This is a genomic window from Pseudoalteromonas sp. DL2-H2.2, from assembly GCF_021532535.1.
Lineage (GTDB): Bacteria > Pseudomonadota > Gammaproteobacteria > Enterobacterales > Alteromonadaceae > Pseudoalteromonas > Pseudoalteromonas rubra_A.
Window position 1 is genome coordinate 386,339 of record NZ_JAKGBD010000001.1, and the last position, 25,853, is coordinate 412,191.

Here is a 25,853-nt window from a genome sequence, read left to right on the forward strand (position 1 = left end):
GATTATGACAAACCATACAATACAGCTAGACAATATACGAGCACAGAGGCGTATTCTGGCGCTGATCACCTATGGCCTGGTGCTGTGCATGCTATTTGTGTTTTATTCACCTTCGGCATTGGCGATGCGCTATGCCATGGGGCTGCAAAGTGAGCAAACCAGTTATACCGATGAGTTGATGACGCAGCTTCAGATACTGCAGGACAACACGGAAAAGGCTATTTACTATGCGCGTAAGCCTGCGCAACGTGAACAAGCATTGGCCATCTATCGGCAAACGTTGTTAGAGATACAACCCCAATTGGTTGCGCTAGCTGAACATAGCCGTACTGAAATCAACAACGAGCTGGCGGATGCCGTTGCTTTGCAAGATCGCCACAACATGACGCTGACCAAGCGCTTGTTGGGGGCTTATGATGTACATTGGCCTGTGATAGCCGACAATCTGATGCGTCAGACACGATCTGAGCGTGCCAGTTTGAATGACGCTCAGGCGTTACATCGCCATCTTAACAAGATCCAATTTGGTCGCACGCATCATCAATACGACAACGACCAGCTGCCTTTTGGTCCGTTGCCAAACGTTGTGCATCGTCCGGCAGACAGTATTCAGGCATTGCAAGCAAGATTGGGTATCCCATCGCAAGGTGAGAGATCTCCGTTGGAGCAACTGCAATCGTCACAACGCACTGAAACGCAAGACTTAAGTGCTTATCTGGCGCTGAATGTTGATACCGCACATACTGCTGAACTGGCGCAATTGGCTGCAAGTTTGAGCTCAGACCCCGTACAAATTTTCCAGTATGTATACAATAACATCGAGTATGTGCCCGCTTTTGGTTCAATTCAGGGGGCGGACTATACACGTCAGACCCAGCGAGGCAATGCGTTTGATCAGGCCAGCCTGATGATATCGCTGCTGCGCCTGTCGGGTGTGCCTGCCCGTTATGTATATGGCTCTGTCGAGGTAGATCCGGAACAGGTGAAAAACTGGGTAGGCGGCGTTGAGGTAATTGAAGCTGCGCAAAATTTGCTTGGTCAAGGTGGAGTTCCCAATGTGATTATCAAAGGAGCTGAGAATCAAGTCGTATCTTATGGTCTGGAGCATGTTTGGGTGGAGTTTTACCAAGATGGTCAGTGGCATGCGGCGGATCCGAGTTTTAAGCAGTATGAATATAGTGAGGGAATAGACCTAACCCAGGTAGCGTCATTAGATCAAGATGCATTTGTATCAGAGCTTACTGATGGAGCTACAATAGAGCCAACTGAGAAGTGGGTAAAGGGTTTGAATGAAAGCGCAGCCTACACCAAGATAGAGTCGATTCAAAATCAACTAGAGGACTATTTAGCACTTCATCTTCCTGATGCATCTTTTGAGGATATTTTTGGTAGTAAAGTGATCGTCGCTCACCAGAATATTGATATACCTAACTTACCATATAATAGAGTAATTGCTTCACAGTCACTTTCAAATATTCCTGATAACTTGCGCCATAAATATAGATTTACGCTCCAAAGTGGCGGCAGTGCCCACTTACAAATTGAGAAAAGTTTACCGGAATTGTTGGGAAAGAGAATCGCTTTATCCTTTAAACCAGCTTCAGAGGCTGATTGGGACAAGCTAAGTGAACTAGTTCCCAATGAACAGCATTCATCAAGCGAGATCCCCACCAGTCTCCCTTATGGGTTCATTAACGTGAAGGCGCAATTTACAATAAATGAATTTGTGATAGGAGAAGGGGGCGTATTTCCGATAGGGCAGGAACTTCAGTCAGACAAAGGCTTCTGGACTCCGAGGTTTAGTTGGGAGAGGACCAATAGTCCCTTAGTTGCGGGCGAGTATCACGCACTTAGCATTAATGCACATGGTATCAGCGAGCAAACGCTTGAAGATTTGCAGTTGCGGTTGGCTCAGAGTGAGCAAAAAATACAGGCTGATAATTTGTCAGCTATAACGAGTCATGACTTTACAGGATTGATTGTTCAAGCTGGCATTCTTTCTTATTGGACCTCAGTACAAACTCAAGATCGACTAAACGCTAAGTTGCAAAACATTATCAGTTATGAGCAGCCTAGTTATGGCTCTTTTTCAACGACACTCAACGTTAGTTACTGGTTTGGTGTTCCCCGCAATGTAAGCTTTGGTGGTGTCACAATGGATATTGACCAGAAAAAGGGGGCTTATGAATCCAAAACAAACTGCTGGAATGATTGGAGTGAATTTAACCGGCTATCAGGTAACTCCAGTTCTTTGATGGAGAATATAGTACCACAACAGCTATTTTCTGCGTCGGGAACGTCTTTAAGAGGGGTTAGTGCAGTTGAAGCATTGGGGTTCGCGAATGAGACTGGCCAAATTATCTATACTTTGAACGGCTCTAATCGTGCTTTGTTGGATAATATTCAGATCGACGAACAGGCTCGTATTGAAATTGCAACTGCGATTACGAATGGTAAGGTAGTTACTGTTCATGAAAAGCCAATAAATTTAAATAGTTGGCAGGGAACTGGCTATATTATTATGGAGCCGACGAGCGGCTCTGCTGCGTATAAGATAAGTGGGGGTGAAAACGGAGGTTTTCTCGAGCTAGTCGATGAGCTCTCTGCTGTGTTGGGTTTAGTCGGGCTGGGTCTTACATTTTTGGGCGCTAAATTTGCAATGCTGGCTTTGCTGATTTCAGTTTTGACAGCAGTTGCAACGTTTGTCGCAATATCTGTAATGACGTCTGAGAAGTGTCCAGCTGCACTTGTTGATATGTATATTGTTCTTATAGGAGTACTAACAATTATAGGCGCTATTTGGGGGAAGGGGCTTGGAGGTATCCTTGGATTTTGGTTCGGTACTTTTGTTGGTGGTGGAGCAATTCAAGGCACACTGAAGTCTAAATACTGTACAACCTATTTGTCTGCTTAAACTATGTTTAGAGGCGCTCACCTTGCACTAGTTGCGATTTGCTTGTTGGTTGTCTTTACAACAGCAAGTCGCACTCCGCCCCCTTTTCCAGCCGTTTTACTGGCTTTTACTGGTGCGGAGGCCGTACACTATGTATTCACTGCAAACAGTGTAGCCGCAAGGTGCTACAAAGCATTCTTACATTTTATGACAACAAGTTATCTTTATATACTCTCTCAGGAGATTAACTGGGTCGTACTGATATGTTTGGCACTGTTTTTTGTTTTGCACTTGTATCGGGGAAAATATGCGTACAAATAATTTGGGTGTTGTATGCTGTCTGATCTGGCTTACAGGGTTTTATCTGTCATTTGATACGCTCCATATCAAACAAGACAACCACTGGTTAAGTGGCTTTTTGTTGATGCTGGCGGCCATTGTGCTTTATATCGGGCTGGGTTTAAGGCATTTATCCTATCGCTCACTCAGACTGAATCTGTTTTCGGTTTTGAGCTTTTTGGTTTCTTTATTGATGCCTTTTGAGCTAAATACATTGAGAAATAACTATTTATTGGAACATCAAGCTCAGGAGGCAGACACTTATACTGCTGTACCTGCAAAGACCTGTAATGATCGTGGATTTTGTAAACCAAGGTGCCTGATTTCGTTTGAAGCCGGGGGCCAAATAGCAAAAAACTACTTCAAGCCAGAGGTTTGTGATGAGCAATATATCGTCATTTACGCACAATCCAGACCGGATATATTTAAGCTTGTAGAGAGGTAGCGTTTATCGTTCGCTGCCGATAAGGGAAGGTTATGGCTGCACTGGATATATTCATTACCCTGATCCAGGCCGTCTTTTTAATATTGGTGGGCGTTGCCTTGTTGCTTGGTAAAGTATTTATGAAAGGCCGCTGGATCTATCGCAGCGAGGGCTGGGAATACTGGGCGGCGACACTCACCCAGTTGTTTGCTCTAGGCCTGCTGCTGTATTTCTTTGGCTTACTGATACCATGAGGGAGCTGTCTGGCAGTATGAGTATCACACAGCGCCTGTTACTGGCAGTACTGGCTGTACTTTGGTTGCTGCTCCTGAAGGAAGTGTTGCTGGATGAATTCAGCGCTTATATCACGGCCTTGCAATGTAAAGAGGCGGACAGAGGCTGGCGGGTCGCAGTGTTGCTTAGCACTGCATTTGTTTTTGCTGCGCTGTGCGTATCGGGTTGCCTGGGTATCGTTTATTTTAAGTATACCAAAGCCAGGTGTGTATCTGTGGCCCTCGTCATAACCCTGTGTTGTGCTGTACTGGCAAGCGGCGCGGGGGGTTGGGGGATCATGTTATTACCTTGTTAAACCTGGCGAATATATCGCTGATATACAGAGGGAGAAAGTTCATGGAGATCCCCAGGAGAAAAACAATTGCTTCTGGAGCCTCTTTTGAATCTAGAAATGCATGCTATGTATGGGAATCTTTTTGACTGTCAGCTCTGATACCGGCTAGCAGTTCACAAGTGAGGTATGGATGCGTATAAATAGTTTAAAGTTCACTTGTGCCACCATCTGGCTGGTAGGGTTTTATCTGTCGTTTGATACGCTTCATATCAAACAAGACAACCACTGGTTAAGTGGCTTTTTGTTGATGCTGGCGGCCATTGTGCTTTATATCGGGCTGGGTTTAAGGCATTTATCCTATCGCTCACTCAGACTGAATCTGTTTTCGGTTTTGAGCTTTTTGGTTTCTTTATTGATGCCTTTTGAGCTAAGTACATTGAGAAATAACTATTTATTGGAACATCAAGCTCAGGAGGCAGACACTTATACTGCTGTACCTGCAAAGACCTGTAATGATCGTGGATTTTGTAAACCAAGGTGCCTGATTTCGTTTGAAGCAGAGGGCCAAATAGCGAAAAACTACTTTAAGCCAGAGATTTGCGATACGCCGTTATGTGTTATCTATGCCCGCTCCCGGCCTGATATATTTACCGTAACAGCGAAGTAGAGGCGTTTTATCACTCTGTCAGATAACAGGCTGGTTTATAAGATCTTTGCATAGCTAAGTCATTTTTATCTGGGTTGCGAGGTGCTGGGCTTAGTGCTATTTGTCGAAAAAGGAATGTGATTCAGGCATTGGATATGTTTATTACCCTGATACAGTTCGCCTTTGTATTGTCGGTCAGGGTTGTCTTGTTGCTTGATAAAGTATTTACGAAAGGCCGCTGGCTCTGTCGCTGCGAAGGGTGGGAATACTGGGCGGTAACACTTACTCAGTGTGTTTGTCCTAAGCTTACTGTTGTATTTTTTCGGATTGCTAATCTCGTGAACGGCTTTGACAGCATGAATATGGCAAAACGCGGTGTACTGACTATATTGGCTTTGCTGTGGCTCATACTCGTGAAAGAAGTGTTGCAGGTAGAGTTCATCGAAACGATCGCCACCGAAAACTGTAATGAGGCGGGTTTAGAAAGACTCATTGTTGAATTATTCAGAGCGGCATTCGTGTCATCATTTCCTGATGTGCCGCCGTTACTTGCCACTGCTGGCGAAGAAGCTGTGCATCGTGTTTTTAAAGCAATAGGTTCTGACGCATGTTGATACAAAGGCTTGGTTTTTTATGCCTGTACCTTTATCGCTGTAAGCACCCTTACAAGTAAGGTGGACGCGCCCGACTTTATGTAGATGTTTAATGATCTTACTTTTTTAAAATTTATAATTTAATTCAATGAATTAGTTAGACTCTCACGCATTTTTTGGATGATGTGTGAGCTGCTTTCCTAATGTATATTTCCATATTTATAGAAATATAGATTGACCTAATTTTATATTTTCATAATACTAGAAATATAAAATCACATTAGGAGAGATCTATGTCACCAGAAATACAGGTCATGCTTAAAGAGGCGGCCGATATGTTTGTGTTCCTTGCGCTGGAGTTAACTGTGTTATTTCTAGTCGTAAGCTATTTGGTGGGTGTGCTGCAGGAATACATTACGCCTGAAAAGGTGAGGGAAAATCTGAGTGCCCGCAAAGGTAAGGGCTACATGATTGCGGCGTTGCTGGGAGCAATCACACCGTTTTGTTCCTGCTCAACGATCCCGTTTTTAAAAGGGCTATTGCAGGCACGGGCCGGGTTTGGGCCCGTTACCGTTTTCTTATTTTCCAGTCCACTGTTGAACCCCATTGTTATTGGGTTATTGATTGTGACATTCGGCCTGGATGTGGCGGCGTTCTATTTTTCGGTTGCTCTTATCACGTCGGTCGTGTCGGGCTACTTGCTGGAGCGACTAGGGTTTGAGCGTTATGTTCGGGATGAAGCCTATCAGGCTGCGGTCAGTCAGTCTGCTTGTAAGGCTGGCCAGACGAGCAAAGAGACGCCGCTTAACCCGGAAAGTAGCCAATGTGGAGATAGAAAAAATCCCGCTACAGGCACAAAGCAGGCAGAAAATCGCTGGTTGCGAATTTGGCGAACAACCTGGAAAGACTTTCTCACTACCCTGCCCTATTTGCTGCTTGGTATCACCATAGGGTCCTTCATATATGGCTTTGTGCCCACAGAGCTGATTGTTGACTATGCCGGTGAAAACAAATGGTATGCCATTCCACTTGCCGCCGTCATTGGTATTCCTTTGTATATCCGTGCTTCTGCGGTGATCCCGCTGAGTGCAGGTTTAGTGCAAAAAGGTATGGCACTGGGGTCCGTTATGGCGCTGATCATTGGCAGTGCTGGTGCCAGCCTGACCGAAGTTATCCTGCTTAAATCCATTTTCAAAACGCAGATGATCCTGGCATTTCTGGGTGTGGTACTCGGGATGGCGATGACTGCCGGGTACTTATATACCGTTATTTTTTAGCCGTTTATTTGTTTTTTTAGAGGTTGGCAGGCTAAGCCGGCCGCCTGAGTTAGATACGATTAATCAAGAGGTAACCTGAAATGAAACCAATCAAAGAAGTCATTATTATTGGTGCCGGACCCATCGGCCTGGCTGCGGCTGCAAGACTGCTGGAAAAAGGGATCCGCCCCACCATTATTGAAAAAGGTGACACCGCAGGGGCTGCAATGTTGCAATGGGGACATGTTAGCCTGTTTACGCCCTGGTCCTATATGCTGGATGAGGCCGTGGTAAACCTGCTGATTGCGCATGGCTGGCCTGGCGTAGACGCCAATGTAACTCCTACTGGTCGGGAAGTCGTTGAGCACTACTTGCAACCTGCAGCCAAATTACCCGAATTGGCGGAGCATATTCGCTATGGCACAGAGGTCTTTGGTGTGTCTAAAGCGGGGGTCAGTAAGCATACAACGCAAGGTCGTGACAGTGCACGTTTTGTTGTGCATTGTCGAAATGAGTTAGGGATCCAGCTGCTGCATACTGATGCTGTGATTGATGCGTCCGGTACCTGGTCGAGTCCAAATCCGCTGGGGCTTGATGGTTTGCCTGTGCCTGGTGAGTTGGCCAATCAGCAGAGTGTTTATTATGGTATTCCGGACATTCTGGGTACTCAGCGAAGCGATTTTGCAAGAAAACGCAATCTGGTGGTGGGTGCCGGCCACTCGGCAATGAATATCGCACTGGATTTGCTGAAACTGCAAGCGGCAGAGCCCGGTACCGAAGTGATTTGGGGTATGCGTAAAAACAACATCGATAAGCTGCTGGGCAAAGGCATCAACGACAAAGTGCCTGCGCGCCGGCAGCTCGGGCTGGCGGCCAAAGAGGCCATTGAGCGTGGGGCGCTAAAGCTGGTTTCTCAATTAGAGATCAAAGAGATTATCCGGGCCGGGCATGGGCTGGATATCCGCGCTTTGGCGGGTGGGGCACCTATCGGGATGCAGGTCGACAACATCATTGTTGCGACCGGCTTCAGGCCTGACCTGGAGATGTTGCGAGAATTAAGGCTGGATTTGGACCATGTTGTTGAAGCACCAACGCGGCTTGCACCATTGATTGACCCAAATTTGCATAGTTGTGGTTCAGTGCGTGCACACGGAGTCGATGAGTTGTCTCATGATGATGCGCACTTTTACATTGCGGGTATGAAATCCTATGGACGTGCCCCGACTTTCTTAATGCTCACCGGCTATGAGCAGGTGCGCTCGATTGTCGAATCTCTGGCGGGTAATACAGAAGCCGCTCGCGCGTCTCAGTTGAGATTTCCTGGTGCACCAAAGGCGCAACAGGGCGCATGTTGTGGCTAGCTTGGCTCGCCCTGAGCAGTATTACATGTGCTATCGCAGCTGGGGTCGTCTGACTGGTTGACACAACACTCTTCTTGCAAGAATCCGATCAGCCCTATTAGTGCATCGTATTGAGGCACGCAGTAAAGTGTGCGGCTTTCTCGCCTTTGCTTGACCAGCCCCACTTTTACCAGCCGATTAATATGATGAGACAAAGTCGAACCCGGCACATCTAGCGCAGCCTGTATTTCGCCAACGGGTACGCCATGCGTGCCCCCTTTCACTAAATATCGGAAAATACTTAAGCGGGTAGTGTGTCCCAGTTCGGCGAGTTTATCTGCCGCAGATGCCAGTTCCATATCTTGCTCCTCATTCATATAATTCCATAATACTGGAAATATATGAATGAGGCAAAACGGCTTTGTGAGAGCATGCTCTTTGCCTTGTCACTCAGCAGCACAGGTCTGTAAGACGTTACCCGAGCACCAATTTGACAGTCAGTCTTGTATGACCTGCGAGCATGTCTTGTGTATGTTGGGTATTCGATATTGTACTGTAAGCCCCCTTTACAGCCGTACCGCCAATCACAGTTGAGCCCTCGTGAGGGAATATATAAAGCCAGCGTTTAGTCCGTTAAGAAGGCGAAGATCTGGGTGGACAACAGCAGCGTGCTTTTTTGCAACATGTGTATTCCTTATTCTGAGTAGCTGGCAACTTGATCAAACCAATAACGCCTGCCAGCAGGAATTGGGGTGAAAAAGTGCGCTTTTAGGATGATTATCAATCAAACCTTGATAATCTTTCAACCCGTAGCCAATTTATCGTTTGTGTCTATGGGCTTAAACTTGTGTACATTCGTTTTGTTGTTTTCACAAGGGGCTTATCTTCGTGGCAAAATCCAGTTTACTCAGTGCTTTTATTATTTCGGCGTGCTTTTTCTCTCACGCTCTAAAGGCTCAGGATACGAGCCTGGGTAGTAATGAGGTAACGATTATCAGCACCGAGCAAATTGAATGGGGGCATCTGAATCCGGCTCGGGGTGATAAGAGCCCAAAGGCTGCAAACTTGTGGGGAGACAGAACTCAAGCCGGTGCGACTGGCATGCTGGTGAGGTTTGAACCCGGGTTTTCGTCACCACCGCATATTCATAACGTGTCTTATCGCGGTATTGTGATAGAAGGCCTGCTGCATAACGACGACCCTCAGGCCAAAGCGATGTGGATGCCGCCGGGCTCTTACTGGACTCAACCTGCAGGGGAAGATCACATTACGTCCGCCAATGCACCGGGCAATATGATTTACCTTGAAATTGACCAAGGCCCTTATCTGGTTAAGCCCTCTGCACAGCAATTTGATAATGGTGAGCGGCCCGTCAACCTTCACTATGCGAACTTGACCTGGCTGGATCAGCATACGTCAACGCAGCTCAAGGGCGCAGGCATTCAACTGGCAAATTTATGGCAACAAGGCCCGCTGACTGGTGTATTAGTCAAGCTGCCCGCCAATGCCAAAGTACAATTGTCCAGCACCGGCAGCGAGTTTAAAGCTGTGGTGATCCGCGGTGCGCTGAACTTTTTGCAAACAAAAACACAGCAAAATCAGGTATTGCGGCCGGGTAGTTATCTGGCTGCCGGGGAGCCGGTGCAGATGGCGCTTAGTGCTGATGAGTCTGCCCTGCTTTACGTCAGAACAAACGAGCCATTCCAGATAGCGCGCAACTAGCCTCGCACATCATAAAAATCGCCCGGTATTGAACCGGGCGTAACATGTTAAGCGGGGTTAATTTCAGCTGCAATCACTGAAATTTCTACTAGTAACGCGTCTCTTGCCATTGCCGCTTCAACACAGGCGCGCGCAGGCGCGTGGCCTTCAGGCACCCAGGCATCCCATACTTCGTTCATCTCACTAAAGTATTTCATATCTTTAATATAAATCGTGGCAGACAAAATATGCTCACGATCACTGCCTGCTTGCAGCAACAGCTCATCCACTTTCTCAAGCATAGTGGCGGTTTGCTCTTTAATGCCCTGCTCTGAGTCTTTACAAACCTGGCCACATAAATAGATGGTGCCGTTGTGTTTAACGATACGGCTCATGCGTTGTTTGGTGTCAATTCTTTGTATCACGGGTGATCCTTTATGGAATGAATAGTGGAACAAAACTCACTGGCGATCATGGTATCACTGCCTTCTCTGGTGCGTAACCACTTTTTCCTGTCAGCCAGCCTGCTTTGCACACTTACCAGATGTCCCCGAATTATTGCCCTAAAGCGCCGATTGTTATAGCTGCCCGACGCCTATTATGACCTCCGACGTTCACCACCGGGTAAACGTTATCTCATGCGACATGATGTCGCGAATTTAAGAGTAATTTTTGAGGAGAATTTTATGTCTGGACTCGTATCTATGGCGCAGCAATTCAGTGGCTTACCTATGAAGTCGCTTATCGGTGCTCCACTGAAAGCTGCAACAGATGCAAATGGCATGATGGCACGTACGCAAACACAGTTTATGCTCAGTACCTGCTTTGATAAAACCGCCGGTGCTCAGGGCACTTCAAGCCAGCTCAAGCCAATCATGGTTGAGTTCACGCTGAGCCGTCCGGTGATCAAAGGCACCACGACGTCTGAAGCAAATATCACGCTGAAGTTACCTCTGCTGACCCTGATCCCGCTGAACTCTCTGGCAGTTGATGACGTGAAAGTGCACTTTGAAATGGAAGTTTCGAGCTCAATGTCAAAGGACAATGAAAAGCAGTCTGAGCAGGAAACCGCAGCAAAAGCCGACATCACCGCAAAATACAATGCGGGGTTGTTCTCGGTCGAAGTACATGGCTCTGTGTCGCACAGCAGCAAAACCAGTTCCAAGCAACGCGAACACTATGAAGCATCGAACAAAGCCAAGTATGAGGTGGATGTCCACGCAGGTCAGCTACCGCTGCCAACCGGTGTAACGACGATCATCAATGCCTTTACGAAGAACATTGACCCGATCATCGAAAAACCGTAATCGCCTGTAATAGCACCCAACCGGGGAAGCATTGCGCTTCCCTTTATTAACCGGATCAACAAAAAGAGAGCATCATGATCGAATTTCAATCACTTATGAAGGCCATTCACAAAGGAGTCAAAGACGCCGCTAAATCGGTCGAAGGCGAAACGCTGGACTTTGTAAAACGCTTTTTCGATGAGCAAGACAATGGCAAAGGCAAGGCACCCAGTTACTCGCCAAAAACCTGTGCGATGGAGTTTCCCAGCCGCACTGAACACGGCATAGACACAGTGAGCGCAGAAGTGCCATTACTGGCGCTGGTGCCCATTTCTTCTCCGCGGATCTCAGAGGTGAAGTTTATCGCTGAACTGGAGATCAGCAACAATGAGCAAGATCAGCTGATGGTGGCCTTTGCCCGCAGCACGGCCAAGCCTGCCGGGCTGCGCAATAAGCTGATGGGCCAGCAAGAAACAAGTGAAAACACCGCCAATGCCACGTTGGAAATCACGCTTACTGGCAACGAACCCCCCGAAGGGCTGAAAAAGCTCGTTGAAGGCTATGAGCGCGCGCTCAGAGCGCAAATTCCGGGCTAACCCGCTCAGTGTAAGGATAAAAGTATGAACAGTAATATTGCGTCGCAATTTGCCGGTTTACCTATGAAAGCATTGATTGGTGCGCCACTTAAAGCGGCCACCGATGCCAATGCAATGATAGCCAATGCACAAACTCAATTTATTTTATCAACCTGCTTTGAAAAAGACCGTCACAATGAAGGGCGTCTTACCCCGGTGATGGTGACATTTACCCTGACCCGCTCGGTGTTGGAAAAAGACGGCAGCGTGAGCAAAGTCCCCTATGAAATGGAAATTGCCATCCCGCTGATGACGTTGATCCCCATAAACTCACTGGCCATTGAAAAATTAACCGTCTCTTTCAGCATGGAGGTGAAAAGCTCCAGAGAAATCAAAAAGCAGACTTCACAGGAGCAAAAACACAATCGCTCGCAATCTCGCCAGCCTGAGCAAGCCCATGAATTTGAAACTGAGCTGCATGGATCTTTGGCGAAATCAGGCAGTCAGAGTCAGCAGCAGTCGGGCTCGGCGCACGCCAACTACGAAGTGATGCTCGAAGCAGGCCAGTTACCCTTACCGCGCGGGATCACTACGATACTCGATATTTTTGCAAAAAACCTGACCCCTTTACCCAGTAAAAACGAGGATTAACCCATGAGTATAAAATCAAAAATTGACTGTCCGGAATGTGGCATGCCTATTCACTTTGAATCCAGCTTACTGCTGGCGGGGCAGGCGTTTTGCTGCGCTAATCCCAGCTGTGGCGTGACCATCTCACTGACGGCGACAGACAAGGAAGTGGTATCTGATGCTTTTGATAAGTTTGAAAAAATGCGCAATGACGCAACTCAACAAGCGGGTCGCTACGATGCCTGAGCGTGCTCAACGTCGAAGCCCGGTAGCAAGCTCAGGCTACCGGGCAGACGGCGTTTAATTAAGCGCCCGGACCGCATTCCATACAATGCTGGACAATATCCGGACCAAATTTGAGCCTGGCATTGAGGTTTCTCAGCGCAGTACGCAGCCCCTCTTCAATGACCGGGTGATAGAAAGGCATATCCAGCATCTGGGGCACCGTCATCTTATTTTGCACGGCCCAGGCCAGCAGGTGCGCGATATGCTCAGCGGCAGGCCCGATAAACTCAGCGCCCAGGAACAAACCACTGCCCTGCTCTGCATACAGGTGCATATAACCCTTATTTTTTAGCATCACGCGGCTGCGGCCCTGATTTTCAAAGCTTACTTCACCAATGGCAAAGCAGCCACATTTGCCATAGCGCTCATTCAATTGTTTAAAGCTCTCCCCCACCATCGCAATTTGCGGATCGCTGAATACCGCAGCAATTGGCGCGCGGCGCAGGCCATTGCGTACATCCGGGAAACGTCCGGCATTTTGACCGGCAATGGTGCCCTGGTCGGCCGCTTCGTGCAGCAGAGGGATCTGGTTGCTGGCATCCCCGGCAATAAAGATATGGCTGTCGCCACACTGCATGGTATGAGGGTCGGCCAGCGGCACACCGCGATCATCGAGTTCAATGCCGGTGTTTTTCAGGCCCAGCTTATCGACATTCGGCACTCTGCCCGTTGCTGCCAGCACATAGTCAAATTGTTCGGTCTGTGGCTTGCCATCGTGATCAATGTAGGTCAGTTGTGCTTTGTCGCCAACCTGCTTCATATCAGAGACTTTGGCATCGCTGTCGACATAAAATTCTTCGCCAAACACGGTATTGGCATAATCCTGAATTTGCGGATCCGTCAGCGGCCCAATGTTACCCCCTACGCCGAACAACTTTACCTTCACACCCAGGCGATGCAGAGCTTGTCCCAGTTCCAGGCCAATTACGCCCGGGCCAAACACGGCCACAGACTCGGGTAAGTCCTGCCAGTCAAACACATCATCATTAATGATTAAGCGCTCGCCAAAAGCCTGAAAGAAGCCCGGAATATTCGGTCTTGAGCCGGTCGCGATAACAAAGCGTTTGGCGGTGATCACAGTATGGTCGTCAATCTGAACCCGGTTGGCATCCAAAAAGCGTGCATAGCCCTTGATCCTGTCTTGCTCTGGCAACTCATCTACGGCTTCCAGTACAAAACCAACAAATCGATCTCGCTCGCTGCGCACTCGTGCCATTACGGCTTTGCCATCGATTTCTGGCGCTGTGGTATTAACCCCAAATTTTGGCGCTTCGGTCACGCTGTGTGCGGCTTCCGCTGCGGCAATCAACAACTTGCTGGGCATGCAGCCGACACGTGCGCAAGTGGTGCCATACTGACCGGCTTCGATCATTAACACATTATCCGTGGATTGTTTGGCATTTCGATAGGCGCTGAGCCCGGCTGTGCCCGCACCAATCACGACTACGTCAGTTTCAAGTTGTTTCATGTTTTACCTCTGAGCAAAGGGAGTTGAGGGGCTGTTAAGCCCCTTCACAGATGACTTTTTGAGTTTGTGTGGTTACTGCGCGAAGTAGGTCGCCAGGTCGTCTGAACCACCAATGTGTTTACCGCCAATGAACACCTGCGGCACAGTTTCACGACCAGACAGCGCTTTCAGGCTGGTCAGGGTGGCTTGTTGACCTAACACCAGTTCTTCATAGACCAGACCCTGTTCGTCCAGTAGGGCTTTTGCTTTGGCGCAGAAAGGACAGCCTGGTTTGGTGATGATTGAAACTGGCTGCGGTTTTACCTGCTCTGGGTTGATGTATTCAAGCATGGTATCGGCATCAGATACTTCAAACGGGTCGCCCGGTACGTCCGGCTCAATGAACATTTTTTCAATCACGCCGTCTTTAACAAGCATAGAGTAACGCCAGCTGCGTTTGCCAAAGCCCAACTCTTTTTTGTCTACTAACATGCCCATGCCTTCAGAAAACTCACCGTTTCCGTCCGGGATAAGCGTCACGTTTTCTGCTTCCTGATCTTTGGCCCAGGCATTCATCACAAAGGTATCGTTGACAGAGATACAGATGATGTCATCAACCCCATTTTGTTTAAATACGCCAGCCAGTTCGTTGTAACGTGGCAGGTGCGTTGATGAACAGGTTGGTGTAAAGGCGCCAGGCAGTGAGAACACCACAACGGTTTTGCCTTTGAACAGATCATCTGTGCTGATATTTTTCCATTCGTCGTTTTCACGTACCGGGAAAGTGACCTGAGGAATTGTCTGACCTTCGATATTGTTTAGCATAATGTTTGTCTCCTTTGATTTCGATGAAGCCATTATCAGGCGAATCGATTCATTTGTATAATGGGTTAAATTAATTGGTTCGATTGGAAAAATAGAATGAACCATCCAGCGTTCAGATGATGATGCTTTTAGATTAGCTGTAATTACATGAAAGTAAAACGGCACTAAGTGAAAGCAAGGGAAAGGTAACTGAGCTTAGCTATCGGATTGTGCGGGTTGTACAAGTGGTAGCGTAAGGGTCACGCACAGACCACCCAGTTTGCTGTGCGACAAAGATAACTGCCCCTGATGCAACTCAGTGATCTTCTGACAAATCGACAACCCCAGGCCTGAACCGCCCAGATCGCGGCTGCGTGATTTATCGCAGCGATAAAGGCGCTCGGTGAGGCGCGGTAAATCGTCATCACCGACACCCGGGCTGGAATCTTCAAAGTGACAGATCAGGTGCTCAGCTTGTTGAGCGATAGTCACACTGACTTGTCCTGGCTTATTGGTGTAGTGGCAGCTGTTGCGTGCCAGATTGTTGAAGATCTGGTGCATCCGGTCTATATCACAGGCAACTTCCGGTGTGTCGGACAGAGTATTGTGTGTGCTCAGCGTCAGCTCGTGTTGTGCGATTAAAGGTTTAATGGCACTGATCAACTCATCAAACAGGGCTTTGGCGGGTCGTACTTGCAGGTCCAGTTGCAGGCTGTGTGTGTCTGCCTGTGCCAGCTCATAAATATCGGCTATCAAAGTGTTTAACATAGACAAACGACTTTGCATCAGCGTGTAGGTGGCATCGGGGTCTGTGATCAGGTTGTGTTGCAGTGCCTCAATATTCAGTTTGAGCACCGTCAGTGGCGTTCGCAGCTCATGTGAGACATCCGCCAGCAGCTGTTGTTTGAGGGTCAGTGCCTGGTTGAGTACGGCGGCCTCTTTTTCCATCACTTTACGCTTTTTCAGATGATACAGATAAAACATCAGGAAAAAGTTCAGCAGCACTATGATGGCCGCCGCCAGGATCACGCTTTGTAGCCTGTTCTGGCGCTTTTGTTCATCCAGCCCGCTTTGTAGCTGATTCACTTTGAGCGTTTCTAAGTGCAATTCAGCGTCGCGCTTTTTGGCTTCCAGCCGGGTCAGTCGCGATTGCTCAGTTTGCTGCTGGAGCAGCTCAGTTGCGTGCGTCTGAAAGCGCAGTGCCGATGTAAAGTCTTGTTGCTGCTGATAGGCAAAGGCCAGCACTTTTGCGGCCTCCACCATAGTGTCATTTGGTTTAGGGTCGAAATAAGGCGCCAGTTGTGCTATCGCCTGGCCCGGATCCTGATGGCTTAAGGCACTGGCATACCAGACCAGGTGTTGGCGATGCAGTGCCTGATTATGCTGCGGATTGATCAACGTCAGACCCTGGCCAATTAAATTAGCTGCTTGCGGGTAGTTGGCTTTGGCCAGCTGAACACGCCCCAGCCCGGCTATGGCCCAGCCCAGATTACGCTTGTGGTCTATGGACTCACTGATGGCTTTTGCCTGTTCATAAGCCTGGGCTGCAGCGTCTAAATCGGCCAGTTGCAGATGTTGTTCTGCAATTCGGATCTGATTTTGTCCCATGTAAAGACGGTCATTTGCCTGCTCGTCGTAGCGGTACGATTGGGTGAAAGCTTCGAGTGCGGCCTGATGGTCGCCGAAATCCACAAAAATATCGGCCAGACCATAGTAAGTTGCCGACATCATGGCCTGATCTGGCTGACTTTGTTGCCCAAGCCAGGTCAGCTGAGCCTGGCGGCTTTCCAGTGCTCTGTCTAACTGGCCAAAGAGCTTATAGATTCGGGCTTGCGTATCAAATGCGGCGTTGTGCAACGGAATATTATTGTCCTGTTCAGCATAATGTTTTGCCAGGGCAACATGCTCAAGTGCTTTGAGGTTCGGGCTGTCCTTGGCAAGGGCATTGGCAACCATGCGATGAGCATGGCTAAGCATGCGCCAGTCTTGCGTACGAGAAAAAAATTCGCTGGCGCTGAGAAAATGCGCCTGAGCGCCCTGACCATCCCCTAAACGCAGTGCCAGGTCGCCGCTTACCCAGTGGTATTTTCCCTGCATAGAGTCATCGGGGTGTGCGCTCAGATGACTAGCCAGTGCATCAAGCCTGAGCTTTGCGCGCTCGTAGTCGTCCAGCCGCACCAGGTGTAATGCCATGCGATGCAGCACAAAGGTCCGCTGTTGTGGGGTAAGCGATGGCTCTGCAAGTAATGCCTCGCCTTCTTCGAGCGCCTCTGTAAAGCTCTTCTTGTCCTTGAGTGGAAATTGCTGCTTATACGCGGCAAAGTCTGCGCTGTATGAGGCTATGGGCCACAGCGCACCAAGATGAACGGCAAAGGTTAAGGCGAGTAAATTTTTCAAAATCAGCGTCCGAAAATATGACACTGAATTTTATGTGCTGCGGGTGTAAACGCCTATCCAACTTTTCTATTAAATTGAATAATCCCGCCTAGCACCGCTGTCACCTTGTTACCAGAAGTTATGACGTCATTGTAGAAGGTGACGTCTGGTTTTTCACTGGCAGAAGGTGACACTTTACTTGCAAAAAGTGACTATCAATCCCGGATATTCACTTCGCCGCGGACCTTTTCGATGCGTTGTCCGCCTGAGGTGTCGCCTGTGATGGTCAGACCGCCCGCTTCTATCACCTCGATGTCGCCAGAGTCATCATCAATGGTGACATGGCCTTTAATATTTTGCAGTACCAAGTTGCCACTGCCGTCGTCTACTTTGGCGTTGCCCTGTAAGTTCTGAACGCGCACAAAGCCGGAGTCATCGCGTAAATCCAGGGTGTTACCGCCACGGATCTCGACATTACCCGAGCCATCCACAATGCGCAGGTCGCCACTGAGGTCCATCAGGCTAATGTTGCCCGATTCATCGTCCAGGGTGAGCGAGCGTCCGCCAATGATTTGCAGGTCGCCTGAGCCGTCTTCAATGTCCATATCGCCGCTGATGTCAGAGATATAGATCTGTCCCGAGTCATCATCGAGTTTAAGCTGACTGCCACCTTCAATGGTAATGTCGCCCGAGCCGTCTTCGATATCCAGCATGCCGCTGACACCACGGATCAGCATCTGTCCTGAGCCATCGTCAATTTTAACGTTGGCTGCCCCGTTAATGCTGATATCACCTGAGCCATCCTCCAGCTCGATATCTCCGGTCATGCTGGTGATGGCAATGTCACCCGAACCATCATCAATATCCAGCATCAGGTGGCTGGGCACACGCAGGGACAGGTCAATTTTGGGGCTGTTACCGCTGTACCAGACAATACCAACGCGGGCGTTATGTTTTGCAATCAGCTTTGCATTGTTACCGTCCTGTTCAAGGCTAAGCTGATAACTGTGCTCTTTGTCAGTCCGTATCCTGGCATCGACTTCAATCTGGGTAAGGTTGTCGACGCCCACAATATCCAGCGAACCGGCGCTGGTGTCTGCAACCAGGCTGCGCAGTTCGGTGGCGTTGAGGGTCAGGGTTTTTTGAAGTTCCACATCTGCAACTGTTTTGCTGTGGCCATCAATGTGGATCACACAGCCACTGAGTGCCAATGCTGCGAATAAAGGAGAGAGTTTTTTGATCATGATGCAATTCCAATTTGTTCTTTTTTATATACAGGTTATGTACAGGGAACAAGCAAAACGGGTGCCAACAAATTAGTTTAAAAATATCAGTTGCTTACCTCTTTCATGAATTAAGCGCTGAACATATAGTGACTGAATGTGGTGAAATTAACCAAATAGTGGTGTAACTATTTACAGGACCAGGGCGAGTATGTCATGGGAATGTCAATTATTGCATCTAGCATTGTCTTTGTACCGAGTGGTGAGTATTGACGAGCAGACTGATGTTAGATTCGATAGTAACCCGGCCAGCACAGACGCAATCAAAGCGCACACAGCCTCAGGCAGGCGTGCCAGACAGTGCGTTATTTTTGGGCGTAGGTGCAGCCAGTGCAACCGAGCTAGGAAATTCCGCCTGTGTCATTTGCTGCGATGCCCGCCCCTGGCTGCTGATCGACTGTGGTCATGATACGCTGGTGCGTTATAAGCAGACCTTTGGCAGCCAGTCGCTGCCCCGGGCGGTATTTATCACTCACCTGCACTACGATCATATTGGCGGGCTGGAGCAGTTGTATTTTAAGGCCGCCTTAAGTGGTCAGACAGTGCGGTTATATGTGCCCGTACAATTGATCCAGTCACTGTTTGCCATGCTGGCGTATACTGGCCTGGCCGAGTGTCGTGAAGATATCTGGCATACCTTTGAATTGCATCCCGTGGGGGAGCAGTTTTTCCATCAGCAGCTCAGACTAAGCTGCTATCCTGTTCGTCATCAGGCCCCCGGCAGTGCCTTCTCTTTGCATCTTCCTGGACGATTTTTCTATAGCGGCGATACCCGGCCCATTCCTGAGTTGTTGATCCATCAGGTGACTCAGGGAGAGATTATTTTTCATGACTGCGTGGCATCTGCAAACCCCAGCCACGCCGGACTGGATGAGCTTTTAAAGGAGTACCCGCCAGCAGTCTTAGCCAGGCTCTGTGTATATCATTATCACGGCGCTGACGATATCCACGCGTTTGAGCAGGCGGGTATTCGTTATGCCGAACCCCAGCAGCTAATCTCTCTGTGTTAAGCCCCTTTACACTCAGATGCAGGCTGGCAAGGCGAGCTTAATTTGATCTCGGCCAGCATTTCTTGCTCCTCCTCATCAAAGCCGGTTTCGACAAAGCCAAAGCTGGCATAAAAGTCTTTTGCAACCGGGTTATCGGGTACGTAGCAGATAGCAATTTCTGTGATCTCTCGGTGACTACGGATCTCGTCCAGGGCAGCCTGAAGGGCTTGTCTGCCTATTCCTTGCTGCTGATGGGCTTTATCCACCATTAATCGCCAAATTGAAACCCGATGTGGTTGCTCCGTCACCCACATTAGCAATCCGACTTGTTTGCCTTGGTGGCTGATAGCACGTACTTCATAGTCCGGGTTATAGGCGGCCTCCAGTAAGGTCCAGTCATTAGGCGCGACCAGGGGCTTTTGTTGCTCGTGCAGTTCAAGGTCGCCCAGTCGTTCGAAATTCTTCTGCCACACAGTGCTGAGATACACTTCAGGCAAGGGCTTATCACTGTGCCACTCCATCAGATAGGCGGTGTCATTCCAGCGCCCCTTATATTCAAATGACAGCTGGCTGAGCAGGTTGCGCATTCGCTCGTTGCCCTCGACATACACGGCTGAAATAACCTGACAATCCGACTTGGCCCTGAGCTGTAATAGCAATTGTTGCAATGCCTGAGTGGCAAAGCCCTGGCGCCGAAAGCGTTGGTCTATTACCAGCTGAGTGATGGTGTATTCATGTTGGGTGCCTTCCGGCTCCATGGGATGATATTGAATAAAGCCGATCAGGGTTTGCGCGCGGTAGATCAGCAGATTTCGGTAGTATGGAAAAAATGCCGATTCGGCCAGGGCTTCGGCCGGTGATGCGATAAAATTTAGGTCGTCTGGCAGTAGTTGCAGTGCAAATAGGTCACTGTAATTGTCTTTATTCGCTGCTTTTAATGTGATCATGGCTACTCCTTTTTTCCTTATATGGGTCCTCAGTCGCTTAAACCAAGCGTATTTTGACTTTTTTGCACTGTCTAAAGATTAAACGTAAGTGTTTGTATTATATGATTGCACTAGTTAAACGCTGAGATTAACCTGATTTTTAGGATAATATTTGCACGATCCACTGGTGTTTTGGGTAATTTTTTGCTATCAATATTACTACTTTTGGTTGTAGCGCTTTCTCTGTAATTAATACTTTTGTGGTTTTAGTCGTCAGGGGAGTTCGGGAGGAGTTAATCATGTTGTTTTCACAGTCAGGCCGTACCGGTCATAATCAGTGTTCACTGTTTTTCATCACGATTGCCACTATCCTGTTATTTGCTATCACACTTTGGCTGGCCTGAAAGGTCAAACCCCATGGACGGCCTATTTGGCCTAAGTTTGAGCCGCTGCACGAGCCTGACCCGTTACGTTAATTACATGCTGCAACATGTTTCCTTTCTCTGTTACCTGAATATATTTAGTTATATTTCCTGTAAAGTACGTTAAAATACCCTTTTGTGTGGTTGCGCCAGCCAATATGCTGAGCCTTATCACATGTCGTGTAAAAAGGGCTCAATAGCCGTTTAAAAAAGTAACTGCTCTGTTCAAAGGAAAATTATGCAACTAGTTGATTTAAAACCCGATGATCCAAGTGTTAGAGAACTATTTGCAGAAATTGACCGGCTGATGAATACCCTCTATCCCATTGCCAGTGATCAGTCTTTGGCACTTGAAGAGCTCAATCAACCCAATGTACGGGCCGTGGGGCTGCGTAACGAAGAGGGCATAGTGGCGTGTGGCGCTATCGTTAAACAATTCGATAAAACCTTGTACGGTGAATTAAAGCGTTTGTATGTCAAACCTCAGTACCGTGGTAAGGGCTTATCCAAACGCATAATGCAAATTTTGCTGCATTACGCGGGCGATGCACAAATTCCTCTGATCCGCCTGGAAACCGGCGTAAAGCAGGAAAAAGCCATCAACCTCTACGAAAGCCTGGGCTTTGAACGCTGTGAGCGCTTTGGTCTGTACCGTGATAACCCGCTCAGTGTCTTTATGTCTTTGTCATTAAACAAAGAGTAATCACACTCGTACTCCTTACAATCGACTTTTTCGCGGTTTTAGACTAATTTTTAGCTAATCAGTGGGTCAGTTAGGGAGTAACGGGTGAAAATTTTGGTTGTCGACGATATGACCTCCATGCGTCATGTGATGATAAGCATGTTGCGCAGGTTGGGCTTTAAAGACATAGACGAAGCCACTGATGGAAAGCGGGCACTGGAATTACTCGACAAAAAAACCTATGAACTGGTTGTTTCCGATCTCAACATGCCGCACGTAGACGGGCTTGCTCTGTTACATGAAATCCGCGCCAAACCTTCCCTGAAAGATATCAAAATTCTGATGGTCACCTGTGAAAATGGTCGGGACCGGGTACAACAGGTGTTGCTACAAAAAGTCGACGGCTTTGTTATCAAGCCATTTAGCCTGGCGACGCTGGAAAAGCAACTAAGAAAAATGAAGCTGTTAGACGTCATTGAATAATTGAATATATGGCAGGAAAAAGCCCCATAATCATGGGGCTTTTAAGACTTGATAAATTACTTCTACGAATTACTTCTACGAATTATTTCTCAGAGTTGACCGGGAAGCCGCGATCTAACATCAGGGCTTCGACCGCTGCGTCGCGACCACGGAACTTACGATACGCCTCAGCCGGATCCATTGCGTTGCGCACTGAGAACAGATAGTTCACCAGGCGATCCGCCACTTCTTCATCATAGAAACCGCCCGGTGCACTGGCAAAGGCCTGGGCCGCATCAGATGTAAGTACTTCTGCCCACAGGTAACCGTAATAGCCTGCCGAGTAGCCTTCACCCGAGAAAACATGGCCAAAGTGTGTGGTGCGGTGACGCATCACAATTTCAGATGGCATGCCGATAGCCGCCAGCTGAGATCTTTCGAATTCAACCGGATCGCCAATCTTAGCAGGATCTGTGGTGTGGAACTTCATATCCATAATGGCCGACGCCAGGTACTCTGTGGTGGCAAAACCCTGGTTGAAGTTAGCCGCTTGCTTGATTTTGTTGACCAGTGATTTTGGCATAGGTTTGCCGGTTTCATGGTGTACCAGGAAGCGTTCGATCACTTCATCTGTGACCAGCCAGCGCTCTAGCAGCTGTGACTGGAACTCAGTGTAGTCGCGTACACCTGAGTTTGAGCCTGGGTATTTTACTTTAGAAGACAAAGAGTGCAGTGCGTGACCAAACTCGTGGAAGTAAGTTTCCGCGTCATTCCAGGAGATCAGGCTCGCCTGACCCGCCGGAGCTTTAACGAAGTTAGAGTTGTTCGAGCTCAGCACGTTGGTTTTACCATCAAACGTGGTGTGGCGACGGTATGAAGTAGCCCAGGCGCCGGAGCGTTTACCCTGACGTGCAAACGGGTCTAAGTACCAAAGGCCAATGTGTTCGCCGCTGGTTTTATCGGTTACTTCCCAGACGCGTACGTCTTCATGGAAGACCGGTACTGAACCTTCTGGTACCTCAGTGAACTCAAAGTTAAACAGGCGACCTGCGACGTAGAACATGGCTTCACGTAGCTTGTCCAGTTGCAGGTATTGTTTGACTTCATTGGAGTCAAGGTCGTACTTGGCTTTGCGCACTTTCTCAGAGTAGAAACGGTAGTCCCATGGCTCAATCTTGATGTTTGCGCCTTCTTTGTCTGCCAGCGCCTGCATATCGGCAACTTCTTCTTTGACACGGGCAATGGCTGCTGGCCATACCTTATCCATCAGCTCCATGGCGTTTTTCGGATCTTTTGCCATGCGGTCTTCAAGACGCCATTGTGCATAGTTCTCGTAACCCAGCAGTTGCACACGTTCGTGACGTAAGGTCAGGATCTCATTAATGATGGCCTTGTTATTGTGCTCACCGGCATTGTTACCACGGCTGTAGTAGTTTTGCCATACCTGCTTGCGTAATTCACGCTCTGTGGAGTACATCAAAAACGGATCCATAGAAGAGCGAGTGTTGGTGACCGCATACATACCTGGCTTGCCGCGCTCTTCGGCTGCTGCGGCAGCAGACGTGATATAAGACGCTGGTAAACCAGAAAGCTGGTCTTTGCTCAGATAAACGACGTAGCCCTCTTCATCGGCCAGGACATTGTTGGCAAAGTCTGCGTGCAGCTTTGATAAAGCCAGGTTAATTTCGGCGTAGCGTTTTGCCGCGTCCCCTTCCAGCGTGGCACCGTTACGGGCAAAGCTGTTGTACTGTAACCAGGTGATACGTTGCTCTTCTGCGCTCAGTTGTTTGAATTCAGGGCTTTCATACACGGTTTTAATACGTTCAAACAGCGCCTTGTTTTGGGTGATCTGAGAGCGATACTTGGCATATTTTGCCATCAGGCCGCCCTGCATTTTACGAAACTCAGGTGAAGAGTTGTTGGCGCTCCAGATTCCGTAGTAGGTAAAAACGCGATCCAGTGCCTGACCTGAACGCTCCATGGCAACTACGGTGTTGTCAAAGCTTGCAGGCGCGGTGTTATTTGCGATCTGGTCAATTTCGCTTAGGTGCTCTGCTAGTGCAATGTCCAGTGCCGGTTCAAGATCTTTAAGCTGGACCTTATCAAATTGAGGTACGCCCTGATATGGTCCGGAAAATGGCTGTAAAATGGGGTTTTGATACTGTTTTTCGGCAACTGTTACTGTACTTTCGTTGCTTTGCTGTGTGCTGCTGCATCCCGCCAGACCGATCATCACGGCAGCGCTCAGTAGTGTTAGTTTAATTTTCAACATAGTTGGTTTTCGCTTGTTGTCATTTTGATTACAGCATACTAAAAGACAACTTTATAAAAGTGCAATCAGATCTCGATTAATCGCCAAAATCAAAGTGTAAATAGATATGAATGGTTAAGATCTGCGCTACACTATGGGGGCTCAACAACTTTCTAATTCTGGATCATTCAATGGAAATCGGTATTTTTATTTACGATGGCGTTGAAGTGTTAGACTTTAGCGGCCCATTTGAAGTGTTCAGCACGGCAGCTCGTTTTGTGGATGAGCCCGTAAATATCAGTCTGATTGCACCGAGCCATGCGCCCGTGAGTTGTCGCGGTGGCTTGTCTGTTAACCCGCATTACAGTATCCATGGTCATCCCCGATTTGACTTACTGATAGTCGCAGGCGGTCAGCATCAGCATGTGCTTAATAATACCTCTGTGCTGGCCTGGTTGGCTGAAACGGCCACGCATACTCGCCGCTGCGCTTCTATTTGCACTGGGGTGTTTTTATTTGCCGAGGCGGGGCTGATTGACGGTAAATCGGTGACCACGCACTGGGACGACCTGGCGCAGCTGCAAACCAGTTACCCTCATCTGAAGGTGTGTCAGGATAAACGGTTTGTGATGGATCAGAATTTTACCAGCTCGGCGGGGATCTCCGCAGGCATAGATATGAGCCTTGAACTGGTCAAAGTACACTTTGGCAAAACGCTGGCTGTTAAAACCGCGCGGCAAATGGATTATAACTGGCTCTAAAGTGGCATAGATAACGCGGTGTCATAAAGCCAGTTAATGACGGGGCCCTTTGCCTTATCCCTGCGCCTGACCAGGCCCATATCAACGGTCAGTGAGCCGGGAATGTGCTGAGTAGAAAGGGTGATAACGGCCTCGTTAAACCAGTGAGACTTAACCACATGCTCTGGCACCAGCGCCCAGCCAACACCTCGTAAAACCAGTCCGGCGATATAGTAATAACTGTCGATGTGCCAGTGAAATGAGGAAATGGCCTGAGACTGGTTGTTGCCAATGCGGTCTCGGATCACCAACTGGCGATGCTGATTGAGCTGCTCAACCGTTGGGTGTGGGCAGGATGCCAGCGGATGCTCGGGGGCCACTATCAGGCGCTGCTCAAAGCTGCCCAGAGGGGTAAAATCCAGGCTCTGAGAGAGTGGTTTTTGATGAAACAAGATCCCGAGATCGGCTTTTTGTTCATCAACCCAACCGGCAATGTCGTCCTGTGAGCCGTTTAATATAGACAGCTTTAATAACGGAAACTGCTGCGACAGTTGTTTGAACAGGGTCTCAAATGCATTGATTGGCACGGCCTCATCCATGGCCACGGTTAGCGATACCTCCTCGCCGCAGCTCATTGACAGCGCTCTGGACTGTAATCTCTGGCACTGCATCAGCACGGCTTCGGCTTCTGCGAACAGGTCATGTCCTGCCGCATTTAACACGGGTAAGCGGGCTGAGCGATCAAACAGCTCAAACCCCAGGTCGGTTTCCAGGTTGGCAATGGCCGTGCTTATCCGGGACTGTGCTTTACCCAGTTTGCGGGCGGCAGCAGAAAAAGAACCGGTTCTGGCAGCACATACAAAGGCTTCCAGTTGATCGAGTGTCCAGTGCATGAAGGTCTCCAAAGTATCCGAAAAGCGGATAGTAACTAACTT

Annotated in this window: 26 protein-coding genes; 17 read left to right on the forward strand and 9 right to left on the reverse strand. The window is 48.6% G+C overall.

Annotated features, from left to right (window positions below):
- Positions 1-4 precede the first annotated feature (4 nt).
- From L1285_RS01510 to L1285_RS01545, 8 genes are all read left to right on the forward strand, one after another.
- Positions 5-2,914: a transglutaminase domain-containing protein gene (locus L1285_RS01510; protein WP_235410693.1), complete on the forward strand. Its 2,910-nt coding sequence runs from the start codon at positions 5-7 to the stop codon at positions 2,912-2,914.
- A gap of 286 nt (positions 2,915-3,200) precedes the next feature.
- A complete protein-coding gene (locus tag L1285_RS01515; RefSeq protein WP_235410694.1) occupies positions 3,201-3,677 on the forward strand; it encodes a hypothetical protein in 477 nt (158 codons plus the stop codon).
- Between the two features lie 32 nt (positions 3,678-3,709).
- Entirely contained in the window at positions 3,710-3,910 is a 201-nt protein-coding gene (locus tag L1285_RS01520) for a hypothetical protein (protein ID WP_235410695.1), read from the forward strand.
- 17 nt (positions 3,911-3,927) lie between these two features.
- On the forward strand, positions 3,928-4,245 hold the full coding sequence (locus L1285_RS01525; RefSeq protein ID WP_235410696.1) for a hypothetical protein: 318 nt from the start codon (positions 3,928-3,930) through the stop codon (positions 4,243-4,245).
- Positions 4,246-4,414: 169 nt separating this feature from the next.
- On the forward strand, positions 4,415-4,891 hold the full coding sequence (locus L1285_RS01530; protein WP_235410697.1) for a hypothetical protein: 477 nt from the start codon (positions 4,415-4,417) through the stop codon (positions 4,889-4,891).
- Positions 4,892-5,025: 134 nt separating this feature from the next.
- Positions 5,026-5,484, forward strand: coding sequence for a hypothetical protein (locus L1285_RS01535; protein WP_235410698.1), 459 nt, complete (start codon positions 5,026-5,028; stop codon positions 5,482-5,484).
- A 272-nt stretch (positions 5,485-5,756) separates the two neighbouring features.
- Positions 5,757-6,740: a permease gene (locus L1285_RS01540; RefSeq protein ID WP_235410699.1), complete on the forward strand. Its 984-nt coding sequence runs from the start codon at positions 5,757-5,759 to the stop codon at positions 6,738-6,740.
- An 80-nt stretch (positions 6,741-6,820) separates the two neighbouring features.
- Entirely contained in the window at positions 6,821-8,080 is a 1,260-nt protein-coding gene (locus L1285_RS01545) for an NAD(P)-binding domain-containing protein (RefSeq protein WP_235410700.1), read from the forward strand.
- Here the strand turns inward: L1285_RS01545 and L1285_RS01550 are convergent.
- Complete coding sequence (locus L1285_RS01550) at positions 8,077-8,418, reverse strand: ArsR/SmtB family transcription factor (protein WP_058798929.1); 342 nt, start codon at positions 8,416-8,418, stop codon at positions 8,077-8,079. The two genes, L1285_RS01545 and L1285_RS01550, sit on opposite strands and share 4 nt — an antisense overlap.
- 529 nt (positions 8,419-8,947) lie before the next feature.
- On the opposite strand from L1285_RS01550, the gene L1285_RS01555 reads away from it, so the two are divergent.
- On the forward strand, positions 8,948-9,781 hold the full coding sequence (locus L1285_RS01555) for a DUF4437 domain-containing protein (RefSeq protein ID WP_235410701.1): 834 nt from the start codon (positions 8,948-8,950) through the stop codon (positions 9,779-9,781).
- Between the two features lie 47 nt (positions 9,782-9,828).
- Here the strand turns inward: L1285_RS01555 and L1285_RS01560 are convergent, their stop codons facing one another.
- Complete coding sequence (locus L1285_RS01560; RefSeq protein WP_235410702.1) at positions 9,829-10,185, reverse strand: RidA family protein; 357 nt, start codon at positions 10,183-10,185, stop codon at positions 9,829-9,831.
- 261 nt (positions 10,186-10,446) lie between these two features.
- Here L1285_RS01560 and L1285_RS01565 point away from each other — a divergent pair, with 261 nt between their 5' ends.
- The 4 genes from L1285_RS01565 (at position 10,447) to L1285_RS01580 (ending at position 12,497) form a co-directional block, all read left to right on the forward strand.
- Positions 10,447-11,067, forward strand: coding sequence for a DUF2589 domain-containing protein (locus tag L1285_RS01565; RefSeq protein ID WP_235410703.1), 621 nt, complete (start codon positions 10,447-10,449; stop codon positions 11,065-11,067).
- Between the two features lie 74 nt (positions 11,068-11,141).
- Positions 11,142-11,642: a DUF2589 domain-containing protein gene (locus tag L1285_RS01570; RefSeq protein ID WP_046007109.1), complete on the forward strand. Its 501-nt coding sequence runs from the start codon at positions 11,142-11,144 to the stop codon at positions 11,640-11,642.
- A gap of 24 nt (positions 11,643-11,666) precedes the next feature.
- Positions 11,667-12,272, forward strand: coding sequence for a DUF2589 domain-containing protein (locus L1285_RS01575; protein ID WP_130244990.1), 606 nt, complete (start codon positions 11,667-11,669; stop codon positions 12,270-12,272).
- Between the two features lie 3 nt (positions 12,273-12,275).
- A complete protein-coding gene (locus L1285_RS01580; protein WP_046007111.1) occupies positions 12,276-12,497 on the forward strand; it encodes a hypothetical protein in 222 nt (73 codons plus the stop codon).
- A 58-nt stretch (positions 12,498-12,555) separates the two neighbouring features.
- Here the strand turns inward: L1285_RS01580 and L1285_RS01585 are convergent, their stop codons facing one another.
- From L1285_RS01585 to L1285_RS01600, 4 genes are all read right to left on the reverse strand, one after another.
- Positions 12,556-14,004: a dihydrolipoyl dehydrogenase gene (locus tag L1285_RS01585; protein ID WP_235410704.1), complete on the reverse strand. Its 1,449-nt coding sequence runs from the start codon at positions 14,002-14,004 to the stop codon at positions 12,556-12,558.
- A 72-nt stretch (positions 14,005-14,076) separates the two neighbouring features.
- Complete coding sequence (locus tag L1285_RS01590) at positions 14,077-14,808, reverse strand: glutathione peroxidase (protein WP_235410705.1); 732 nt, start codon at positions 14,806-14,808, stop codon at positions 14,077-14,079.
- Positions 14,809-15,003: 195 nt separating this feature from the next.
- Positions 15,004-17,184: an ATP-binding protein gene (locus L1285_RS01595; protein ID WP_235410706.1), complete on the reverse strand. Its 2,181-nt coding sequence runs from the start codon at positions 17,182-17,184 to the stop codon at positions 15,004-15,006.
- A gap of 194 nt (positions 17,185-17,378) precedes the next feature.
- Positions 17,379-18,407 (reverse strand): DUF4097 domain-containing protein, encoded by a 1,029-nt coding sequence (locus tag L1285_RS01600; RefSeq protein WP_235410707.1) that lies wholly within the window; start codon positions 18,405-18,407, stop codon positions 17,379-17,381.
- A 263-nt stretch (positions 18,408-18,670) separates the two neighbouring features.
- Between L1285_RS01600 and L1285_RS01605 the strand changes: the two genes are divergently transcribed.
- Positions 18,671-19,456, forward strand: a complete 786-nt coding sequence (locus tag L1285_RS01605; protein WP_235410708.1) for an MBL fold metallo-hydrolase — start codon at positions 18,671-18,673, stop codon at positions 19,454-19,456.
- On the opposite strand, the gene L1285_RS23810 is transcribed toward L1285_RS01605, so the two are convergent.
- Positions 19,453-20,382, reverse strand: coding sequence for a GNAT family N-acetyltransferase (locus L1285_RS23810; protein WP_328284989.1), 930 nt, complete (start codon positions 20,380-20,382; stop codon positions 19,453-19,455). The two genes, L1285_RS01605 and L1285_RS23810, sit on opposite strands and share 4 nt — an antisense overlap.
- A gap of 639 nt (positions 20,383-21,021) precedes the next feature.
- Between L1285_RS23810 and L1285_RS01620 the strand changes: the two genes are divergently transcribed.
- Both L1285_RS01620 and L1285_RS01625 read left to right on the forward strand, forming a co-directional pair.
- Entirely contained in the window at positions 21,022-21,486 is a 465-nt protein-coding gene (locus tag L1285_RS01620) for a GNAT family N-acetyltransferase (RefSeq protein ID WP_046007114.1), read from the forward strand.
- A gap of 84 nt (positions 21,487-21,570) precedes the next feature.
- Positions 21,571-21,948 (forward strand): response regulator, encoded by a 378-nt coding sequence (locus tag L1285_RS01625; protein ID WP_235410709.1) that lies wholly within the window; start codon positions 21,571-21,573, stop codon positions 21,946-21,948.
- Between the two features lie 82 nt (positions 21,949-22,030).
- Here L1285_RS01625 and L1285_RS01630 read toward each other — a convergent pair whose 3' ends face one another.
- Positions 22,031-24,199 carry a M3 family metallopeptidase gene (locus L1285_RS01630; protein ID WP_235410710.1) on the reverse strand — a complete coding sequence of 723 codons (2,169 nt, stop codon included), beginning with the start codon at positions 24,197-24,199 and terminating at the stop codon, positions 22,031-22,033.
- Between the two features lie 170 nt (positions 24,200-24,369).
- Between L1285_RS01630 and L1285_RS01635 the strand changes: the two genes are divergently transcribed.
- Entirely contained in the window at positions 24,370-24,939 is a 570-nt protein-coding gene (locus L1285_RS01635) for a DJ-1/PfpI family protein (RefSeq protein WP_046007117.1), read from the forward strand.
- Here L1285_RS01635 and L1285_RS01640 read toward each other — a convergent pair.
- Positions 24,936-25,811 carry a LysR family transcriptional regulator gene (locus L1285_RS01640; protein ID WP_235410711.1) on the reverse strand — a complete coding sequence of 292 codons (876 nt, stop codon included), beginning with the start codon at positions 25,809-25,811 and terminating at the stop codon, positions 24,936-24,938. The genes L1285_RS01635 and L1285_RS01640 overlap by 4 nt on opposite strands.
- Positions 25,812-25,853 lie beyond the last annotated feature (42 nt).

Bases quoted from the DNA above. Each gene is read 5' to 3' on its own strand.
- L1285_RS01565 (WP_235410703.1), top strand. From the start codon at position 10,447: ATGTCTGGACTCGTATCTATGGCGCAGCAATTCAGTGGCTTACCTATG.
- L1285_RS01585 (WP_235410704.1), bottom strand. From the start codon at position 14,004: ATGAAACAACTTGAAACTGACGTAGTCGTGATTGGTGCGGGCACAGCC.
- L1285_RS01535 (WP_235410698.1), top strand. From the start codon at position 5,026: ATGTTTATTACCCTGATACAGTTCGCCTTTGTATTGTCGGTCAGGGTT.
- L1285_RS01520 (WP_235410695.1), top strand. From the start codon at position 3,710: ATGGCTGCACTGGATATATTCATTACCCTGATCCAGGCCGTCTTTTTA.
- L1285_RS01620 (WP_046007114.1), top strand. From the start codon at position 21,022: ATGCAACTAGTTGATTTAAAACCCGATGATCCAAGTGTTAGAGAACTA.
- L1285_RS01545 (WP_235410700.1), top strand. From the start codon at position 6,821: ATGAAACCAATCAAAGAAGTCATTATTATTGGTGCCGGACCCATCGGC.
- L1285_RS01590 (WP_235410705.1), bottom strand. From the start codon at position 14,808: ATGCTAAACAATATCGAAGGTCAGACAATTCCTCAGGTCACTTTCCCG.
- L1285_RS01635 (WP_046007117.1), top strand. From the start codon at position 24,370: ATGGAAATCGGTATTTTTATTTACGATGGCGTTGAAGTGTTAGACTTT.
- L1285_RS01630 (WP_235410710.1), bottom strand. From the start codon at position 24,199: ATGTTGAAAATTAAACTAACACTACTGAGCGCTGCCGTGATGATCGGT.
- L1285_RS01575 (WP_130244990.1), top strand. From the start codon at position 11,667: ATGAACAGTAATATTGCGTCGCAATTTGCCGGTTTACCTATGAAAGCA.
- L1285_RS01570 (WP_046007109.1), top strand. From the start codon at position 11,142: ATGATCGAATTTCAATCACTTATGAAGGCCATTCACAAAGGAGTCAAA.
- L1285_RS01530 (WP_235410697.1), top strand. From the start codon at position 4,415: ATGCGTATAAATAGTTTAAAGTTCACTTGTGCCACCATCTGGCTGGTA.
- L1285_RS01515 (WP_235410694.1), top strand. From the start codon at position 3,201: ATGCGTACAAATAATTTGGGTGTTGTATGCTGTCTGATCTGGCTTACA.
- L1285_RS01510 (WP_235410693.1), top strand. From the start codon at position 5: ATGACAAACCATACAATACAGCTAGACAATATACGAGCACAGAGGCGT.
- L1285_RS01525 (WP_235410696.1), top strand. From the start codon at position 3,928: ATGAGTATCACACAGCGCCTGTTACTGGCAGTACTGGCTGTACTTTGG.
- L1285_RS01605 (WP_235410708.1), top strand. From the start codon at position 18,671: ATGTTAGATTCGATAGTAACCCGGCCAGCACAGACGCAATCAAAGCGC.
- L1285_RS01600 (WP_235410707.1), bottom strand. From the start codon at position 18,407: ATGATCAAAAAACTCTCTCCTTTATTCGCAGCATTGGCACTCAGTGGC.
- L1285_RS01640 (WP_235410711.1), bottom strand. From the start codon at position 25,811: ATGCACTGGACACTCGATCAACTGGAAGCCTTTGTATGTGCTGCCAGA.
- L1285_RS01580 (WP_046007111.1), top strand. From the start codon at position 12,276: ATGAGTATAAAATCAAAAATTGACTGTCCGGAATGTGGCATGCCTATT.
- L1285_RS01540 (WP_235410699.1), top strand. From the start codon at position 5,757: ATGTCACCAGAAATACAGGTCATGCTTAAAGAGGCGGCCGATATGTTT.
- L1285_RS01550 (WP_058798929.1), bottom strand. From the start codon at position 8,418: ATGGAACTGGCATCTGCGGCAGATAAACTCGCCGAACTGGGACACACT.
- L1285_RS23810 (WP_328284989.1), bottom strand. From the start codon at position 20,382: ATGATCACATTAAAAGCAGCGAATAAAGACAATTACAGTGACCTATTT.